The organism is Photobacterium sp. R1 (genome assembly GCF_054600795.1).
Window position 1 is genome coordinate 37,136 of record NZ_BAAHZP010000002.1, and the last position, 18,131, is coordinate 55,266.

The window sequence follows — 18,131 nt, forward strand, 5'->3', positions numbered from 1 at the left end:
AGCGTCACTGGTGGTGCTTCGTGTTACGACGTTGCGGCCCGGGCCAGGGCAACCATACGTTTCAGCAGCCATCTGAGCAGGGTCGGTATATGGTCGATTTCACTGCTGTCTGTAAATTCAACCATGGCCAGCGCGACATCCGGCTTCGCATGATGTTTCAGGGCTTTCTGAATAATTTTCTTCGGTGGTGCCGGATAATCGGCAGAGACACGGGCCAGTCTCCGGAACAAGGGCTCGTAACCGTGGTTAAACAGATAATGCTCAATATCCAGATCAGGGAGCATGGTCAGCCGGTGTTTGTCAGATTCACTGCCCAGCATATGGCGGACCGTTTCTGCATATTTTTTCCCGGCGGCATCTCCGTCGGTAATTACATGCCATTCGATGCCCATCAGTTTGGCAATCTTGATGATAGGCCTTAAACCGCTTTGGGCGAATTCGATAACCTGCACCCCTTCAGAAGCAAAGTTATAACCGCAACGATAAGCGAATTCATTCAACAGCCAGACTTCCGTTTCACCTTCGACCAACAGCCAGGCGCGGGCATAGAGCGCCGCAGGACGGTGTAACCGGACATGAAAACCAACCCGGCGCAGCTCATCACGGCTCAGGCTGTGTTTGTCCAGGCTGTAGACCCGGGTTCTGTCCGGTTCCCGGTTGAGTTTTTTAATACTGTGAAGCGGTACGACAGAAGCCAGCTCCGGACTGTTGGTCGTCAGTATTTTCTGCATGGGCATGTTTGCGACAAATGCCCAGGCCTGGTGCAGAATAATCGGATGAAGACGACCTTCCGGATCTTCCAGTACCATAATGGGACGGGAGATCCGTTTCAGTTCAACCGGACCACGGGCACGGATATAGGCATTTATCAGCCCCATCAGAACCAGTTTGTTTTGCTTGGTCATTTCAGGACGGGCAAGCATTTCCAATGGGTTGGGGGAGTACTGGTTATGTTCGGGCAAGTGAATATGCTCGGAACGGGAAACCTTGTGGTGCGGTGTGAATGCAAAGTAATGTTCTACCAGCGTCCGTAATGCCCGGATGCTGCTTTTGATTTCATCCCCGCTGACATAACCGGGCCGGGTCAACAAGCGACGACAGGTATTATCCAGCCGTCGTTCAACGCGCATATTAATATCGTTTTTCAGCTCCTGATTGTTTTCATCCGGCTTCTCATTCCAGTCCATCCGCATCTGTCTTGCGTCTCTCATACGTACAATCGGATGGAGTACCATGAGCTGTTTGACGAGCTTTTGCGTTTCTTTACACGGGATAATGTCACCGCTTGTATTCAGGAAGTTGCGCTCTGTAGTGACTTTGTCTTCTTCACGCTCACTGCTGATTTGGTAGTAAAGCTGTTTGTTTTCTTTCCCGAGGTTAACCCAGACGGGCTCAAAGGCTTTGTATCTTCTGGCTTTATGCTCACCCGGATAATCTTCCACCCAATTGAGAATGATCTGAAGTTGAGAGACTTTGGTGTGGCCCAGAGAATAGTCTGCGTGAAAATCTGAGAAATTGAAGTTATGGAATTTGCCGTCAGGAGACAGCGCAATACTGAGCGCATCCAGCAGCGACGATTTACCCCAGGTGTTTTCACCAATGAGCACGGTCAGTTCATTCAGCGTCAGAGACAAGCGTCTGATGCCTCTGAAACCCGAAATTTCAATTCTGCTTAAATGCATAATTCACCAGCCATTTTCTTCTTCTCTTCTAAGCCTATAGCATTCGCGGCCAATGTGTGCATGGAGATGGTCACAAAATTGTCTGAACCCGTTGATTTTTATAACGAATGATAAAAGTATGATGCAACTTGTGATGTCTTGCCCGGATTGTTATAGTCCGCCAGATATGAAAGCACGGGCAATGGCTTTGTATTTACAAGACTTAAACACGGGCACAAGTGCCGGATAATCAGGAGTTGGCTGATGGCAAAAATTATTCACACCATGGTGCGTGTACACGACCTGGAGAAATCGCTGGCTTTTTATAAGCAGGCACTGGATTTAGACATTTCTTCTCGTCTGGACTTTGATGACTTCAGTCTGGTCTACCTGAGAAATGATGAAAACGATATGGAACTGGAACTGACGTGGAATAAAGGGGCAGAGTCTTACACCCATGGCAGTGGTTATGGTCATATTGCAGTCGCTGTCGATGATCTGGATGCAGAGCATGAAAAATTCAAAGCACTGGGGTATGCACCATTAGATATCAAAGAGTTCTCCCGGGACGGACAGTTAATTGCACGTTTCTTTTTTGTCCTGGATCCGGACGGTTATAAGATTGAAGTGCTTCAGCGCCACGGACATTATCAATAATTGTGCCGGGATTCAAAAGGCAGCATATCCGCTGCCTTTTGTGTATTCTGCCAGAGTAAATGATGATATTTTCATGACAGATGAGATATTCATCCCCTTCTTCGTAACCTTTGCTGTATGATTCTAAGGATTATGTGATAACAATCATATCCGACTGCAACATTCATGGAGAACACCAAGCCTGTATGACCCAAAACAATAAAGCTCAAATTACCATTGCTCATATCAACGATACACATTCCCACTTTGAACCTTCTGCGGTGCTGCTGACATTACCTGAGCATGTCATTCATCCTCATTCTCTGACAGAAAGTGCCAGCCACGGGAAGACAACGGTGTACGCCAGCTGCGGTGGTTTTGCGCGGGTATCTACGGCGGTAAAAGAAGCCAGAAAATATGCTTACCTGAACGGGCGTGAATTTATGTTTGTTCACGCCGGTGATTGTTTCCAGGGAACCTTGTACTTTTCTTTGTTTAAAGGACAGGCGAATGCCCGGTTACTGAATGCTGTTGGGGTTGAAGCCATGGCTCTGGGGAATCATGAGCTGGATATGGGCAATTCGCTGGTGGCAGATTTTCTGGATCAGGTGAACTTTCCGATGATGGCCGGTAACTGGGATCTCAGTCAGGAAGATCAGACAAAGCGGAACCCGTTGCGCGACAAGTCCAATCTGTATGCATACGATAACATCACTGGCTGTGCACGATATATCGTCAAAGAGGTGCAGGGTGAGCCGGTTGCGCTTTTTGGTCTGACGATCGAAAACATGGATAAAATCGCCAATCCGGATCCGGATACCTCTTTCCGTTCAGTGGTACAAGTGGCAGAAAATACGATTGCTGCTTTGCGTGAGAAAGGAATCAATAAAATTGTTCTGCTCAGCCACCTGGGATACGAACGGGATTTGGAGTTGGCAGCGCAGATTGATGGTCTGGGCGTCATTATCGGCGGTCATACCCATACCATGCAGGGTGATTTCACCAATATCGGTTACGGCGAAACGGATCAGTACGCAATTCAGGTGAATGGTACTTGTGTTGTTCAGGCAGGGTGCCACGCACTCGCGCTGGGTCAGATACATATAGATTTTGCTGCTGATGGTACCGTTGAGCAGGTCAGTGGCGGTAATCAGCTGTTGCTGGGACGCCAGTTCACGCTGGATGCAACCCGGAATGAGCATTTGGACCCGGACTGTCATGAAGCGGTCAAAAACTATCTGAAAGAACAAACCAACATCAGTATGTGCGCCAAAGATCCGGTGATCGAAAATATTCTGAATCTGGATTACCGGCCAGCTGTTCGCGAGCGTCAGACGAATCATGTCGCGGATATCACTGAAACGCTGCGTCATGTTCGTGTACCGGACAGTCACGGCGGCAGCGCGATTGCCCCTTTGGTGGTAGAAAGCTTTGTTCGCCAGGGACGTCTTGCGGGATATGATGTTGATTTTGGGATTCACAATGCTGGTGGGGTGAGAACGTCACTCAATCCGGGGCCGATCTCATCTGCTGATATTGCAGGCCGGTTACTTCCTTTTGCGATTGGTCTGATGGTTTATCAGGTGAAAGGGGTCAAGGTACGGGAAGCGCTGGAAGGTGCCATTGATAATGCCGTGGATAATGGCGTAGAAGGTACCGGAACCGGCAGTTTCCCGTATACCGCATTTTTACGTTTCACGTATCGCTGTTGTCAGCTGAAAGGACAGCGAATTGAAGCGCTGGAGTTCTTCAAAAATGGCCAGTGGCAACCGCTTCGGGATGATGAAGTGTATACCTCAGTTTCTTCCGGTTACACCGCGACAGGAAAAGAAGGTTATCAAGCGTTGCTGGATTGTGAAATGGCGCCGGTTTCACTGGACTGCACGATGGCAGAAGCCTTTGAAAGTTATGCGCGGGAACAACAGGTTCTCTCTGCACCTCAGAACGATCTCATCACTTATATTCCTTGCGAGTGTGAAGCTCATGAACAGGAACAAGGCGCGGCTTAATTCATTCGTGCGTCATTCATTCAGCCTGGCGATTGAGTCAGGCTTTTTTATGGCAGAAGGTGAAATCCTAATCAATTTTTAATGCCTCCGGCTATTCCGTCGACTTCTTCTTGATAAGTCAGTTAGTCAGGGGGTAGTGATGAATCGTGATTGGATGGATGCGTTTTTGATTGGGGTTTGGGTGGTGGCCTGGAGCGCACTGATGTACTGGATGCCAGTCAGCGGGATATAAACAGAGACCGTAGGTCACGGTCTCTGTTTTGTTGATTCAGTGATCAGGCGCAAGTAGTCTCAGAACTCACTTCTTCAATTTCGTGATACTCCGCCAGTTGTGCCAGCCTGTAAGCGGCCAAGTCTTCGATAGTTAACACCGGCATTTGATGCTTCTGCCCAAAGGTAATGACCTCGGGTAAACGGGCCATCGTACCGTCTGGATTGGTCAGCTCGCAAAGTACGCCAAATGGCTGACGTCCGGCCAGACGCATCAGGTCAATGGTTGCTTCTGTATGGCCCCGGCGTCCCAGTACGCCTTCGGAATTGGCTTTCAGGGGAAACACATGGCCGGGTCTGTTCAAGTCTCCCGGTTTTGCATTTTCTGCGATAGCGGCTTTGATCGTGGTGACGCGATCTGCTGCGGAGACTCCGGTGGTGACGCCTTCTGCAGCTTCAATAGTGACGGTAAAACCAGTCTGGTTTGCACTGGTGTTATTTTTAACCATCATCGGTAATTCAAGCTGATCAACCCGTTCCTGGGTCAGGCAGAGACAAATGATACCGGAACATTCGCGAATCATCAGTGCCATTTGCTCAGCGGTGAGTGTGTCGGCAGCAAAGATAATATCACCTTCGTTTTCACGATCTTCATCGTCGACGACCAGGACACCACGGCCTTCCCGAATGGCCTGAATACCGGCTTCAACCCGCTCAAAAGCGGAACCGAAAGGGGAAAGTAAAGACTGATTCATGGTATTAACTCCAACATGATTTTTCGTTACCAGAATCAGGGCGCAACAAGACAGCGTTTCAGCCAAGGCTGAAATAGCTTTACAGAAAAGCACGATCAGGCAAGTCACAGACTCGCTGATCTGTTGTAAAAGCAAGAGAAAATCCCCGCTGATCCTCTTCCATCCGGACTATAACCGTCGGCTCTGGACTCACCATACGTTCAGGATGCATGGTTACACCAGATCTGCTGACCTTCATCCACACCAAAGTGTGACAGCGATGAAGCGCTCGCGGGCTTCCGTGAAAACAGTGTGTTATGAGTTGCTGTTTTCAACAGTTACCGCCGGTGGGGAATTTCACCCCGCCCTGAGAATACCTGCTGATAATAATGAAGTTTCTCACCATAGAGCAAGACAAGTCTCACATTCTGAGCGATTCATGATCTTAACGACATGATTTATGGATGATTTGCTTGAAAAGCGAACGGTTTTTCGTCGGGGAAATAAGCAGACATGATAATTCAGATCTATGACCGGATCTGACATTGGCAGGTTCTTGAGTGATTATCGGAGCGAATACATTGCCAGTTCAAGATTCATTGTCGTGTTGCTGAAAGGGTTTTAGAGGCTTTCAGGCCGTGCTGATGATACACAGCCTGTTAGAGAACATGATGATTATGCAGCGGATGACTGGCTCCATGATCCGGAGAATAAACTGTTCCCCAGCCATTTCACGACTAACGGCATGGTATAGATAGGCAATTGCAGAGCGCCAATGAGAGGCAGATAATCGGGTCCAAGGGCTGATCCGGCTACGGTAAATGTTAAAAGCACATTTCGGTTTGCAGAAGTAATCCCTGCTAACAGGCCGTCTTGCAGGCTTCGTCGCATAAATAAAAGAAAGCCTGTCACAAAAAATACAACGCAAATGGCCATCCCGTAACCAAAGTAAATCAACCCCTGTTGCCATGAGTGATCAAAAAGATCACGGAAATCTGCAACCAGCCCCAGCGGGAATGCAGGGACCAGCAGAATTGTCACCTGAGCTATTTTGCTGTGGGCACGTTTCAGAATCTGGTTCGGGATATAGCGATGACTCAGGGCCGATAACAGCATCGGACCAAAGATAAAGATCATCAGACGCTGAAAGTAACTGAGTAAATCCAGTTGAAAGCTATCTTGCTGGAACAGGACCAGGTTCATGTACAGAACCACTGGCATCAACAGGGTGGTGGCAATTGTCATGGCCATGGCTGCCATGACATCTAATCCGACTGAACGGGCAATGGCTGGTGTGGCAAACAAAGAACCTGTCGCTGCAACTGCAGTGATCGCAAGAATCAAGGTGTCTGAAGCACCCAGCATGTACGCTGTGGCGGCAGTGAAGATTGAGAGTAAAGCTGCATGATAAAACGCGTATAACCAAGTCCTGATTTGAAATAATAATCTGATGAGAGCGCCTTGTTTTATTCCAATTAACGTAAATAGCATCAGAAAGAAAAGAATATAAGGAAGGAAGGGGAATATGGCAGAAGAAATATCCGGAAAGATAAATCCTGTGAAGGCTGCAAGGATTAATAAGATTGATGAGTGTCTCGCAAGCAGGGCTAACATGTTCAAACCTTTTTATTGTTAATGTAATGTGATTTTGGCTTTGGTGAATCACGTGCAATACGCTAAATAGGCATAAATAGATACCATTTTGCGACAGATTATTCACTCCCTGAGCGTATTTATTTTTTACCATTTCAGAGCTTGAAACCTTTTGTTAACAGATTAGTTTTTCTTATCCATTGTGGGAAGAAATGTCATTTTCAGTTCAAAAATCAAGCGGTTAGTATTTGCCCTGTAGAACAACAACTAACCAAATTTTTGAGAGGCAATCATGGCACAGGCAATGCACTACAATACCATCGCAACTCAGGACGCAATGGATAAAAAAGCCTATTCGCTGAATATCAAAGGATTGATTGCACACGCGCTGGACGTTTTATTCCCTCGTCAGGACTCTGTGAAGACCTATCAGGTTTCTCAGCTTCCGGTTCACTTACAAAAAGACATTGGTCTGATTCGTTAAGTTAGAATGTCCTGAAGAGAACATCTGAAGCGCCGACCTAGGGTCGGCGTTTTTTTATGCTGAATTTTTCTTATCTGAAAACTTACGTAAAACCGCATCTATCTCTCTGAGTTAGAACATTTTCATCATTGTTATCAGATTTTCATCTGGTTGGGTTTATTTTACAGAAGCATATGGCATGATAGTGTCATGCATTCAATCGAAGAGGAGTATCTTCGTGGGTTTTTGGTCAAAACTCTTTGGAAAGCAACCCATTCAGTCGCAGCCCGTTGAAGACACACCGGAAGAATACAAGGGATATTTGATTTATCCTGAGCCAAGTGCTGAAGGTGGTCAGTTTCGTATTGCGGGTCGGATTTGCAAAGAATGTGATGGTGAATTGAAGACGCATTCTTTTATTCGTTCGGATTTACTCGCGAGTAAAGAAGATGCAAAGTCTTTGATGTTGAATAAAGCCAAAATGTTCATCGATCAGACTGGTGAGGCCATGTTCCGGTAAGCAATCGTGTTGTCAAAAAGGAGTGATGGCAACACGTGACAACCAGCTTTAGAGGCCGGCACTTTTTCAGGGGTTGCCGGGCCACAGTTTCAGCCATTAAGGTGAAACCAGTGGTTAGCCCCGGGTATTTGTTGGGAGAAAACGGTAGATAGTGGTGATGCTGATCAATGAAGCTTCGGTCATTTTGTCGGAATCTGAAGATCAGCTCAGAACTGTAGTTCTGCCCGTGAGTCATTGATGTCATTCACTTCAACGGAAGCGAATCACATCCGTTTTTTAGTCTCAAATTAAAGAGTGTTGTATTTGTTCCTTTCGCTTCAGGCAGTGTTGTGAAGCACTGGAAACGAAATGTGTACAATTTTGCTACTGTTCAGGGAATAACGATGCAGATAGGTGTGCCTAAAGAAAGCCTCGCGAATGAAACGCGAGTTGCTGCGACGCCGAAAACGGTTGAGCAGCTGTTGAAAATGGGATTCAGTGTCGCAGTAGAACACGATGCTGGTATACATGCGAGTTTTGATGATGCCGCATTTGAGGCCGCTGGTGCCAGTGTTGTCTCTGCGGATGAGGTCTGGCAATCAGATCTGATTTTCAAAGTGAATGCCCCAACTTTTGATGAAATTGATCGCCTCAAAGACGGAGCCAGTCTGGTCAGCTTTATCTGGCCGGCCCAGAATCCTGAATTGATGGAGAAACTCTCCAGTAAAAATATCAATGTCATGGCAATGGATTCAGTGCCGCGTATCTCACGTGCTCAGGCGCTCGACGCACTGAGTTCTATGGCCAATATTGCTGGTTATCGTGCTGTCGTTGAAGCTGCCCATGAATTTGGTCGCTTCTTTACCGGCCAGATTACTGCTGCAGGTAAAGTTCCGCCGGCAAAAGTTCTGGTGGCAGGCGCTGGTGTTGCTGGCCTGGCAGCCATTGGTGCAGCCGGTAGCCTGGGTGCTATTGTTCGTGCGTTCGATGTTCGTCCTGAAGTAAAAGAGCAGGTTGAATCGATGGGCGCTGAGTTCCTTGAAGTCGATTTTAAGGAAGATACCAGCACCGGCGATGGTTATGCCAAAGAAATGTCTGACGAATTTAACCGTGCTGCAGAACGTTTATATGCTGAGCAGGCGAGAGATGTAGATATTATCATCACAACGGCACTGATTCCGGGCCGTCCCGCCCCGCGTTTGATCACTCAGGAAATGGTTGACTCCATGAAACCGGGCAGTGTGATCGTTGACCTTGCTGCTGCAAATGGTGGTAACTGTGCTTATACCGAGGCTGATAAAGTTGTTACAACGCCAAATGGTGTGAAAATTATCGGTTACACAGATATGGTCAGCCGTTTACCCAACCAGTCCTCCCAACTTTACGCAACAAACTTAGTGAATCTGATGAAGTTGCTGTGTAAAGAGAAGGACGGAAACATCAATATCGATTTTGATGATGAAGTGCTTCGGGGCCTGACTGTTGTGAAAGCCGGTGAAGTGACCTGGCCAGCGCCACCGATTAAAGTCTCCGCTGTACCGCAGCAAGAAACGAAAGCCGTTCAGCCAGTTGTCAAAGCTGAAAAAGCGCCCATGGCGCCAGCGAAGAAGTATGGCTTGATGGCTGTAGGGATTTTACTGTTCGGCTGGGTCGCGAACGCTGCTCCGGCTGAATTCCTTTCTCACTTTACGGTCTTTGTTCTGGCGTGCGTGGTTGGATACTACGTGGTCTGGAATGTCACGCATGCGCTGCATACGCCATTGATGTCGGTCACGAATGCTATTTCCGGCATCATCATTGTCGGTGCGCTGTTGCAAATTGGTCAGGGAATTGGCGCCGTGTCTTTCCTTGCCTTTATTGCTGTTCTCATTGCAAGTATCAATATCTTTGGTGGTTTTACAGTCACCAAGCGGATGCTTGAAATGTTCCGTAAAGATAAGTAAGGGAGTTGTCACCAATGTCTGCAGGAATTGTACAAGCGGCCTACATTGTTGCTGCTGTCCTTTTTATTTTGTCGTTGGCGGGCTTATCCAAGCAGGAATCCGCTAGGTCTGGTAACTATTTTGGGATGGTCGGGATGGCCATCGCACTGATTGCGACCATTTTCGGTCCGGAATCTGCCGGTACAGGCTGGATTATTCTGGCGATGATTATCGGTGGTGCGATTGGTATTCATTATGCCAAGAAAGTTGAAATGACACAGATGCCTGAGCTGGTCGCGATTCTTCACAGTTTCGTGGGGATGGCTGCGGTCTTAGTTGGCTTTAATACTTTTCTCGATCACGGCGAGCCATTATCGGGCGCCATGCAAAACATTCATCTGGTTGAAATCTTCCTGGGTGTGTTTATCGGTGCCGTAACCTTTACCGGCTCTGTCGTCGCATTCGGTAAGTTGCGTGGCACCATGTCATCCAAACCGCTGATGTTGCCGCACCGGCATAAACTGAATCTGGCTGCTGTTCTGGTCTCTGTCTTTTTACTGATTGTTTTTGTTGACCCGGATCCATCCATTTTTCCACTGATTCTGGTGACGCTGATCGCGTTTGCTTTTGGTTACCACCTGGTGGCATCCATTGGTGGGGCTGATATGCCAGTTGTTGTTTCCATGCTGAACTCATATTCCGGATGGGCAGCTGCGGCAGCGGGTTTCATGCTGGCAAATGATCTGTTGATCGTGACGGGTGCGCTGGTTGGTTCTTCTGGTGCGATTCTGTCATACATCATGTGTAAGGCAATGAACCGCTCGTTTATCAGTGTGATTGCAGGTGGATTTGGTACTGATGGTGCTGTGTCTTCAGGTGATGAAGAGGTCGGTGAACATCACGAAGCGTCTGCCGAAGAAGTGGCTGAAATGCTGAAAGATGCCCGCTCTGTAATTATCACGCCGGGGTATGGTATGGCTGTAGCGCAGGCGCAGTATCCTGTCCACGAGATTACAGAAAAGCTCCGTGCGAAAGGTGTCAATGTTCGCTTTGGTATTCACCCGGTCGCAGGTCGTCTGCCTGGCCACATGAATGTTTTACTTGCTGAAGCCAAAGTACCTTACGACATCGTCCTGGAAATGGATGAAATTAATGACGATTTCCCGGAAACAGATGTGGTATTGGTTATTGGTGCAAATGACACGGTGAACCCGGCGGCGATGGAAGATCCAGGCAGTCCAATCGCAGGGATGCCCGTGCTGGAAGTATGGAATTCCAAGCATGTGATTGTATTCAAGCGTTCAATGAATACCGGTTATGCAGGTGTTCAGAACCCGCTGTTCTTTAAAGACAATACACAGATGTTGTTTGGGGATGCCAAAGAAAGTGTAGAAAATATTGCGCGCTTTCTTTAATAACTGATGTTCGTTTATGACAAACGCCGCTCTCTGAGCGGCGTTTTTATGTCTGCGGCAAAGAGGCTCTCTGGTCACCGGGGGGCCAACCTAACTTTTCGAAATGGTCATAAACGAAATTCATGACGATTTTTGTCCAAGCCCTTATAGTTAGCTGATCTCATGACAATTTTCTGACAAACCGGGTGAAGTGAGTGTTACACTGTCGCGCTATGAAAAAGTATGTCTTGATTATTTCTTTATTGTTTACTGGCTGTCTTCGTGCAGAGACGGAAAGCTTGCCTGATCGTATGGCAGCGGCCCGTGCTGAGCTGCTATCCAGTAAACCCTTAGCGACATACGATTTTCGACAGTTACAAAGCCGTTATCCGACACCTTTATTGCTGCCATCCAGTCTTTTACCCCAATCGGCTAAGTATCCGCTGGCTGCACTGCGCCACCTTTACCAGAGTATGGAAACCTGTAAAGGACCATGGCCGGTCAGCCCCTTGGTGACTCACCCGGTGGTGTTCACACGCGCGATGTGTAACAACACGGTTTTACCCAGAGGCTGGTTTGTGCGGGCGGGGTATATTCATCCCGGTGGCGGGAGTTATGCTGCCCGCTATCTGGAGAAATTTCCGAACCGGCAAAAAGAACTGGAGCCGTACCTTCATATTCAGGAAAGGGAACTGGCTGCAACAGATACTGTGCTTGGGCGCTTGCAGCGCATGAGCAGTGAAGAAATTCGGGTGTTTATTGCCGGCGCGGAAGCTTTTGTTTCCAATGGAGAGCTGTGGATTCGCAATGGCAACGAATACTTTATTTACGATCAACCAACCTGGGCTCATGCACTAGCTCAGCATGATTTGCACTTTACCCGCCTGATCGCGACTGATTTTTGTCTGGTCAAGAGCGGTAATATCTGCTGGCAGGAAGAAGATAAATCTCATTTGACTACCTATCTTCTAGCAGGCCTTTTGGTTGTGAATATCGGCTTGCTGATGGGGTGGGTCATGTACCGCTGGCGAATCCGTCGTCGGGCATTGCAGGAGCGCATGCTGGTTCTGCAAATTCTGACTCACGAGCTTCGAACACCCATCGCAAGTCTGAGCATGACGGTGGAAGGATTCCGTCGTCACTTTGATGCTTTGCCTGAAACCCTATATGATGAGTTCAGGCGATTAACTGAAGACTCACGGCGTTTGCGGCAACTGGCTGAGGCCAGTAAGGATTACTTGCAGGCGAATCATCAGGAGTTGAGTGTTCAGCATCTCGAGTCTTTTAATGAATGGATTGACTTTATTGCTGAACCTTATGATGTGACGCTGTCACTTACTGATGACCGTGCGGTAAACATCAATATGTACTGGCTTGGAACCTGCATTGATAACTTGCTGTCCAATGCTCAAAAATACGGAAAAGCACCGATTGAATTAACGTCATCGTTCAAAGATGGAAAGCTGATTGTCATCGTCAAAGACCAGGGAAGTTTAGGTAGCAAGGATTGGGCCCGGCTGAGAAAGCCGTTCGTGAGTGAAAAGGGCCTTGGATTAGGACTGACAATCGTTGAATCGATGATCCGTCGAATGGGCGGGCGGATGAAACTGATAGGTCCGCCAACCACTTTTATTTTGGAGATACCGTGTGAATCAAACTCTGCTACTGGTTGAAGATGACCGCAACCTTGCTGATGGTTTGCTCGAATGTTTGAAAGAAGCAGGCTATGAATGCCTGTACGCTGACTGTGCAACCAACGTGGCACCGCTATGGCCAAATGCTGATCTGGTTGTTCTGGATCGCCAGTTACCGGAAGGTGACTCTCTGTCTTACCTCGAAGACTGGTTAAAGCTGAAGTCTGTACCGGTTATTTTGTTAACGGCGATGGTTTCTGTGAATGATAAAGTCATCGGCCTGGATTCTGGTGCTAAAGACTACCTGACCAAGCCTTTTGCAGAAGAAGAACTGTTAGCCCGGATTCGAGTGCATCTGCGTAATGGCGACTCAGAGCCACAAAACGCGAATATTATTTCGATTGGTGAAACCCTGATCAACCTTGAAAGCCGGGAAGTGAAGCAGAAAGGTGAGTCAGTCACGCTGACCCGAACGGAGTTTGAACTGCTGGTTTTCCTTGCGAAACATTCCGGCCGAGTGTTCACCCGCGATGAATTATTGGATCAGGTCTGGGGATACAACCATTACCCGACAACGCGAACTGTCGACACCCACATTCTGCAGCTCCGTCAAAAGCTGCCAGGCATCGAAATCGAGACGCTGCGCGGGGTCGGCTACCGGATGAAAGCGCCGCAAGAATGAAGTCGTTGTGGGTTTCTCCTGTCTTAGGGGTGGTCGCCTGGATGTTGATCGCCCCTCAGGCTTCTGCAAAGTGGTTTGTGGGAAAGGACCTGTATACCGTTGCCCATCAGCGATTGCTGGAGGGAAATACGGCGGCCAGTTTCGACACCATGGTCCAGGCATGGCAGCAAAACCCGACGGATGAACAGCAGGCGAATTTGAATGACTTACTGGAGCTTGCCATCACAGAAGATTGTGGTTTCAGTTTGAAACAAAGGAGTTTGCCGGAGTGGTTGTCGAAAGTTGCGATTCGCCGTGAAGTCATACAGAACCTGAATCAGGTTTTGCTGAGACTGTCGATTACCGGTATTACCCGGGAAAAGCAACTGAGCGTTACCTTTTCCCGCTGGCCGAACAGCGACTTTCAGCTCCCGAATCCGACAATTTCGGAAAGCGGACTGTTTGTATCTGAATCACGTCGTTTAGATGAACCGCTATCCGCGGGGTTGTATCAACTGACAATCTCAGCAGACAACGACAGGCGCTGGAGTTCCTGGGTCATATTGACCAAGCCTGATCCCAAACAAAAGATTGGCTGGAAAGACAGTAAAAACTGGCGAATCGAGCGGGAAGTGCTGCCGAATACAACTTGTCCGTCCCCGGTATTGTCTATGAGTCTGTTTGATTTAAATGATACAAACTGGACTCCTATCTGGACTCAGGATGTGGATGGGAAATTGCCGACCAGCTTGCCGGCGATTGATGTACCTGATGGTCGATATTGGCTGAGTGTTGGTCTGGTCGAGAGCCGCTGGCAGGGCGATATTTCAATCCTGGATATTCAGCGAATCACCCGACCTGTCGATTATCCGGATTTTTGAACATTGAAAGCCAGGACGAATGAGTCCTGGTTTTTTGTGCTGAATCAAACCTGAATTTGGCGCACATGATACGATTGACGTTTTGCTGTCACCCGAGATGATGTATGCAGATCGTTGATAAAGCCTCAGCACTTCGCATCCCCCCGTTTTTTCGTCTGGCCTTCCGGCCGTTCTTTCTGTCAGCCAGCCTGTTTTCAGTCGTTGCAATGTTACTGTGGGCGCTGTTTTGGTTTGGTAACGCGTTACTCCCGATGTATGGTCATCCTATTTGGTGGCATGCTCATGAGATGTTGATCGGTTTTACGGGCGCCATGATTGTCGGATTTCTTTTGACGGCCGTTCAAAACTGGACAGGGGTGCCCGGAGTAAATGGATGGAAGCTGGCATCCATCTTTTTTGCCTGGCTTGCGGCACGTTTTCTTTTGTTACTTGCTTCACCGCATTTCGCATGGATGATCATCGATCAGGCATGGCTCATCCTTGCCCTTTGCTATCTTTCAATTCCTATCATGGTCAGAAGACAGTGGCGAAACCTGTTTTTTGTGCCGCTTCTGTGTATGCTGCTATTTTTGAATATTCGCATGCATGGTGTCACCCTGGGCTGGGGAACGGTTGGGCTAAGAGGCATTGCATTGCAAATCGTTCTGTTAATTGCGGTACTGATGTCTGTGATGGGAGGGAGAGTGATTCCGTTTTTCACGGCTAGAGGAACGCAAACAGAGCCGATTACACGTATTCCATGGTGTGAACATCTTGCACTTTGGCCTATGTGGCTGGTTTTTCTTGCGGCTGTGGTGATAAACCCTGAGTTGCCTTCATCTTGGTTCGGCTGGCTGTGTGTGGTTTCAGCATTGGCGCAAATTCCGCGTATTTTGCGGTGGCGCAGTCTGAAAACTGTCAGAATTCCTTTGCTCTGGATGTTACATCTGGCTTTTTACGCCACAATACTGGGCGTATTGCTGATAGGCTTGTCGCAATTGATGCCGCAATCAGTCAGTTACAGTATCGCAGTACATGTACTGACGGTGGGTGGTATTGGTTGTATGGTGCTGGCGATGATAGCGCGTGTCTCCTTAGGGCATACAGGTCGAATCTTGCAGACTGGAAAATGGATACAGCTGGCATTTGTTGCTTTGGTGTTTGCACTGTGTGTCAGAACTTTACTGATTGCGTTCTTTCCATCGCTCACTATGCAGGCTTATGTTTTATCAGCATTATTGTGGGCGCTTTCTTTCGGGATTTTTGCCGTGGTCTTCTGGCCGATTTTAACGCGCGCGCGTCCGGATGGGCACCCAGGGTAGGCATGAATGAATTGAAAGTGACACACTTCGGAAGAGTCGTTAGAATGGCCTCCCTTTCAGATTGATGTACAGGACCCGTTATGTTTGGTGACTCGTCTGTTTCTCTGTCTCATGCAGAGCAGCAAAAAGCAGCAGAGAAAATTCATGAGCTGATGGCAACAGGTATGAGCAGCGGCGAAGCGATTAGATTAGTTGCTGAGCAGATCCGCCAGGAAAAAAGCGAAAGCAAAGAAAGTTAATCTGCCTGGAACTGTGTTTATAGAAAAGGGGCTTTGCATGATCGCAAAGCCCCTTTTTGAATGTTTGAGAGTTGCCGTTATTCTGCGTCGTCGTAGATCGTCGGAATGGGCTGTCGCTTATGCTGGGTTGCGCGATAAATACCGGTTAATTTTTCTTTGACCGAATCGCTGACTGCTTTTCCTTCGAGGAAATCATCAATTTCGTCATAGCTCAGCTGGAGTGCATCTTCGTCGGCTTTCTGCGGCGTCAGACATTCTAAATCTGCCGTCGGAACTTTGTGCACGAGTTCGTGTGGTGCGCCCAGATAATCTGCAATCTGGCGAACCTGACGTTTACTTAAGCCAAAGAGGGGGGCAAGGTCACATGCACCATCACCCCATTTGGTGTAAAACCCCGTAATGTTTTCAGCAGAATGGTCGGTTCCCAGCACCAGACCGCCAACAAGGCCGGCAATTTCATACTGCGCAATCATGCGGGTACGTGCTTTGACATTCCCTTTGACGAAGTCGACTTTGCCTTCATCCTGAGGGATCAGATCTGTATGGGCCAGAGCATCCAGCGTAGCGGCATGTGTGCCATCAACGCCGTTTTTGATATTGACTGAGACTGAATGCGAGGGCTGGATAAACTGTAGTGCCAGCTGCGCTTCATCTTCATCATGTTGTTCACCATAAGGCAGGCGTACGGCAATAAACTGATAATCTGAAGACTGCGCTTCTTGATTCAGTCCGTTTACCGCAAGTTGCGCAAGACGCCCACAAGTTGTGGAGTCAACACCGCCGCTGATTCCCAGTACCAGGGATTTGCAGTTTGCTTGCTTCAGTTTCTTCTGGATGAAGGCAACGCGGCGCTGAACTTCAAACTCCGCATTAATGATTGGGAGAACCTGCATTTCTGCGCGGATCAGTTGTTCCATGACTTGAATCCTCTTCACTTTGGCCATTTTCTGGGCATTTGACACCGAATCGTGGCTTTAGCGTAAAATTGTATTAAACCTTTTATAAAATCATGCGATAACTCTGTAGTTGGATCAATGCTGAATGATAAAGAAAATGGTATTTTTCATATTATTCTGCGCGGTAGTGAGGCGATAGATGCATGACAAATAAAATCGCTGTGTTTGGCAGCGCGTTTAATCCACCAAGTCTGGGACACAAATCTGTTCTGGAACGATTATCGCATTTTGATTTGGTTTTATTATTACCCAGTTATTCTCATGCCTGGGGAAAAGTCATGCTAAAATATGAATCCCGTTGCAAACTCATTGATGCTTTTATTGCTGACTTAAAGCTGCCTAATTTGTCTCTTTGTCGTATTGAAGAAGAAATTGCAAAAAATGATCAGGTCGTAACGACTTACGATGTGCTTGAATCATTACAGGTAAAATATCCGGATTCAGAACTGACCTTTGTCGTTGGTCCTGATAATTTCCTCAATTTTTCAAAGTTTTACAGGGCGAATGATATTCTGATGAAATGGCAGATATTGGCTTGCCCGGAAACGGTTCCAATCAGAAGTACGACTATTCGTGATAATATTGTCAAAAATGGGTCAATTTCACATTTAACGACGCCCGGTGTCGTTAGAATAATCGCACAAGAGCAATATTATGCTCAGAATTCTGGCTGAAAATAAAACAATCGCAGTGTTTAGGTCGCCTCTGGTTCATGGGTATGGCAACTATCATTAAGGGTCATTTGTGAGTGCTTATATTCGAAAATTTCACTTCGCTCTTTTGCATATTGGGTTGTGGTCATTTTCGTTTTCAGCAAATGCTTTGCCTTGTCATTTTTATAGTCAAAATCAGCTGAAGTCGATGTCAGAAGACGAGCGAGGCGCCTATTTGTCGACCTGTGTACAACCACTGGATGCAGGACAAGGCGCTGCGACGTCAACGCAACAGTTTGAGACAGGTGAAAGCAGTGTTCACTGGAACGCAGAACATGATGTAAAAGAAAGCTCTTTCTGGGATAACTGGCAATCGCAATCAGGCGAGCCGCTGATCAAAGAAAATACATCTTCAACTTTTTACGGGGTGGGTTTGTGGCTGCCAAAAAAGTATGAGGATCTGGATATCCTGACCTTTGAAGACGCGAAAGAATGGGTCAGGAAACATGGTGTATTGATGAGCGTAGGGCTGGGTTCAAATGACAGTCAGTCCACCAAATATCGTCTGGACTACATGTGGCATGAAGACGAAAAGGATGGTGTGATGCTTCAGATCGAGATTCCTATTCAGTAAAACTGACAGAGAATAAAGACCCGGTTGTCTGAAACAGGCAACTGGGTCTTT

At 47.6% G+C, this 18,131-nt stretch carries 17 protein-coding genes and 1 riboswitch; of the genes, 13 read left to right on the forward strand and 4 right to left on the reverse strand.

Translation table 11 applies throughout. The features are described from left to right. Positions 1–23: 23 nt before the first annotated feature. Complete coding sequence (locus ACYP03_RS03115; protein ID WP_248142305.1) at positions 24–1,682, reverse strand: DUF2813 domain-containing protein; 1,659 nt, start codon at positions 1,680–1,682, stop codon at positions 24–26. A gap of 243 nt (positions 1,683–1,925) precedes the next feature. Here ACYP03_RS03115 and ACYP03_RS03120 point away from each other — a divergent pair, with 243 nt between their 5' ends. Continuing rightward, on the forward strand, positions 1,926–2,318 hold the full coding sequence (locus ACYP03_RS03120; RefSeq protein ID WP_459778458.1) for a VOC family protein: 393 nt from the start codon (positions 1,926–1,928) through the stop codon (positions 2,316–2,318). Positions 2,319–2,503: 185 nt separating this feature from the next. Next, positions 2,504–4,306, forward strand: coding sequence for a bifunctional metallophosphatase/5'-nucleotidase (locus ACYP03_RS03125; RefSeq protein WP_459778459.1), 1,803 nt, complete (start codon positions 2,504–2,506; stop codon positions 4,304–4,306). A gap of 275 nt (positions 4,307–4,581) precedes the next feature. Here ACYP03_RS03125 and ribB read toward each other — a convergent pair whose 3' ends face one another. Both ribB and ACYP03_RS03135 read right to left on the reverse strand, forming a co-directional pair. Then, positions 4,582–5,271 (reverse strand): 3,4-dihydroxy-2-butanone-4-phosphate synthase, encoded by a 690-nt coding sequence (gene ribB, locus ACYP03_RS03130; RefSeq protein ID WP_459778460.1) that lies wholly within the window; start codon positions 5,269–5,271, stop codon positions 4,582–4,584. Between the two features lie 147 nt (positions 5,272–5,418). Further along, positions 5,419–5,629, reverse strand: a riboswitch (FMN riboswitch). Between the two features lie 296 nt (positions 5,630–5,925). Further along, positions 5,926–6,615, reverse strand: coding sequence for a hypothetical protein (locus tag ACYP03_RS03135; RefSeq protein WP_459778462.1), 690 nt, complete (start codon positions 6,613–6,615; stop codon positions 5,926–5,928). A 520-nt stretch (positions 6,616–7,135) separates the two neighbouring features. Between ACYP03_RS03135 and ACYP03_RS03140 the strand changes: the two genes are divergently transcribed. The 9 genes from ACYP03_RS03140 (at position 7,136) to ACYP03_RS03180 (ending at position 15,837) form a co-directional block, all read left to right on the forward strand. Then, positions 7,136–7,327, forward strand: coding sequence for a hypothetical protein (locus ACYP03_RS03140; RefSeq protein WP_330960044.1), 192 nt, complete (start codon positions 7,136–7,138; stop codon positions 7,325–7,327). Positions 7,328–7,544: 217 nt separating this feature from the next. Beyond that, positions 7,545–7,826, forward strand: a complete 282-nt coding sequence (locus ACYP03_RS03145) for an HlyU domain-containing protein (protein ID WP_459778464.1) — start codon at positions 7,545–7,547, stop codon at positions 7,824–7,826. Between the two features lie 383 nt (positions 7,827–8,209). Further along, the gene (gene pntA / locus ACYP03_RS03150; RefSeq protein ID WP_248142328.1) at positions 8,210–9,748 is read left to right on the forward strand and encodes a Re/Si-specific NAD(P)(+) transhydrogenase subunit alpha; all 1,539 of its coding nucleotides are present in this window, start codon (positions 8,210–8,212) and stop codon (positions 9,746–9,748) included. A gap of 14 nt (positions 9,749–9,762) precedes the next feature. Continuing rightward, complete coding sequence (gene pntB, locus ACYP03_RS03155; RefSeq protein WP_248142331.1) at positions 9,763–11,142, forward strand: Re/Si-specific NAD(P)(+) transhydrogenase subunit beta; 1,380 nt, start codon at positions 9,763–9,765, stop codon at positions 11,140–11,142. Between the two features lie 212 nt (positions 11,143–11,354). Further along, positions 11,355–12,794 carry a sensor histidine kinase VxrA gene (gene vxrA, locus ACYP03_RS03160; protein ID WP_248142333.1) on the forward strand — a complete coding sequence of 480 codons (1,440 nt, stop codon included), beginning with the start codon at positions 11,355–11,357 and terminating at the stop codon, positions 12,792–12,794. Beyond that, the gene (locus ACYP03_RS03165) at positions 12,769–13,437 is read left to right on the forward strand and encodes a response regulator transcription factor (RefSeq protein ID WP_248142334.1); all 669 of its coding nucleotides are present in this window, start codon (positions 12,769–12,771) and stop codon (positions 13,435–13,437) included. Before vxrA ends, ACYP03_RS03165 begins: the two co-directional genes overlap by 26 nt. Further along, positions 13,434–14,297 carry a DUF2861 family protein gene (locus tag ACYP03_RS03170; protein WP_248142335.1) on the forward strand — a complete coding sequence of 288 codons (864 nt, stop codon included), beginning with the start codon at positions 13,434–13,436 and terminating at the stop codon, positions 14,295–14,297. Before ACYP03_RS03165 ends, ACYP03_RS03170 begins: the two co-directional genes overlap by 4 nt. A 104-nt stretch (positions 14,298–14,401) precedes the next feature. Continuing rightward, positions 14,402–15,598, forward strand: a complete 1,197-nt coding sequence (locus ACYP03_RS03175) for an NnrS family protein (RefSeq protein WP_459778465.1) — start codon at positions 14,402–14,404, stop codon at positions 15,596–15,598. Between the two features lie 80 nt (positions 15,599–15,678). Then, positions 15,679–15,837 (forward strand): YoaH family protein, encoded by a 159-nt coding sequence (locus tag ACYP03_RS03180; RefSeq protein ID WP_248142337.1) that lies wholly within the window; start codon positions 15,679–15,681, stop codon positions 15,835–15,837. Positions 15,838–15,914: 77 nt separating this feature from the next. Here the strand turns inward: ACYP03_RS03180 and nadE are convergent, their stop codons facing one another. Continuing rightward, positions 15,915–16,754 (reverse strand): ammonia-dependent NAD(+) synthetase, encoded by an 840-nt coding sequence (nadE, locus tag ACYP03_RS03185; protein ID WP_459778466.1) that lies wholly within the window; start codon positions 16,752–16,754, stop codon positions 15,915–15,917. Between the two features lie 182 nt (positions 16,755–16,936). Here nadE and ACYP03_RS03190 point away from each other — a divergent pair, with 182 nt between their 5' ends. Together ACYP03_RS03190 and ACYP03_RS03195 are read left to right on the forward strand one after the other, a co-directional pair. Beyond that, positions 16,937–17,467 carry a nicotinate-nicotinamide nucleotide adenylyltransferase gene (locus tag ACYP03_RS03190; protein WP_330960038.1) on the forward strand — a complete coding sequence of 177 codons (531 nt, stop codon included), beginning with the start codon at positions 16,937–16,939 and terminating at the stop codon, positions 17,465–17,467. A 187-nt stretch (positions 17,468–17,654) separates the two neighbouring features. Continuing rightward, positions 17,655–18,080 carry a hypothetical protein gene (locus ACYP03_RS03195; RefSeq protein ID WP_459778469.1) on the forward strand — a complete coding sequence of 142 codons (426 nt, stop codon included), beginning with the start codon at positions 17,655–17,657 and terminating at the stop codon, positions 18,078–18,080. Positions 18,081–18,131: the final 51 nt, after the last annotated feature.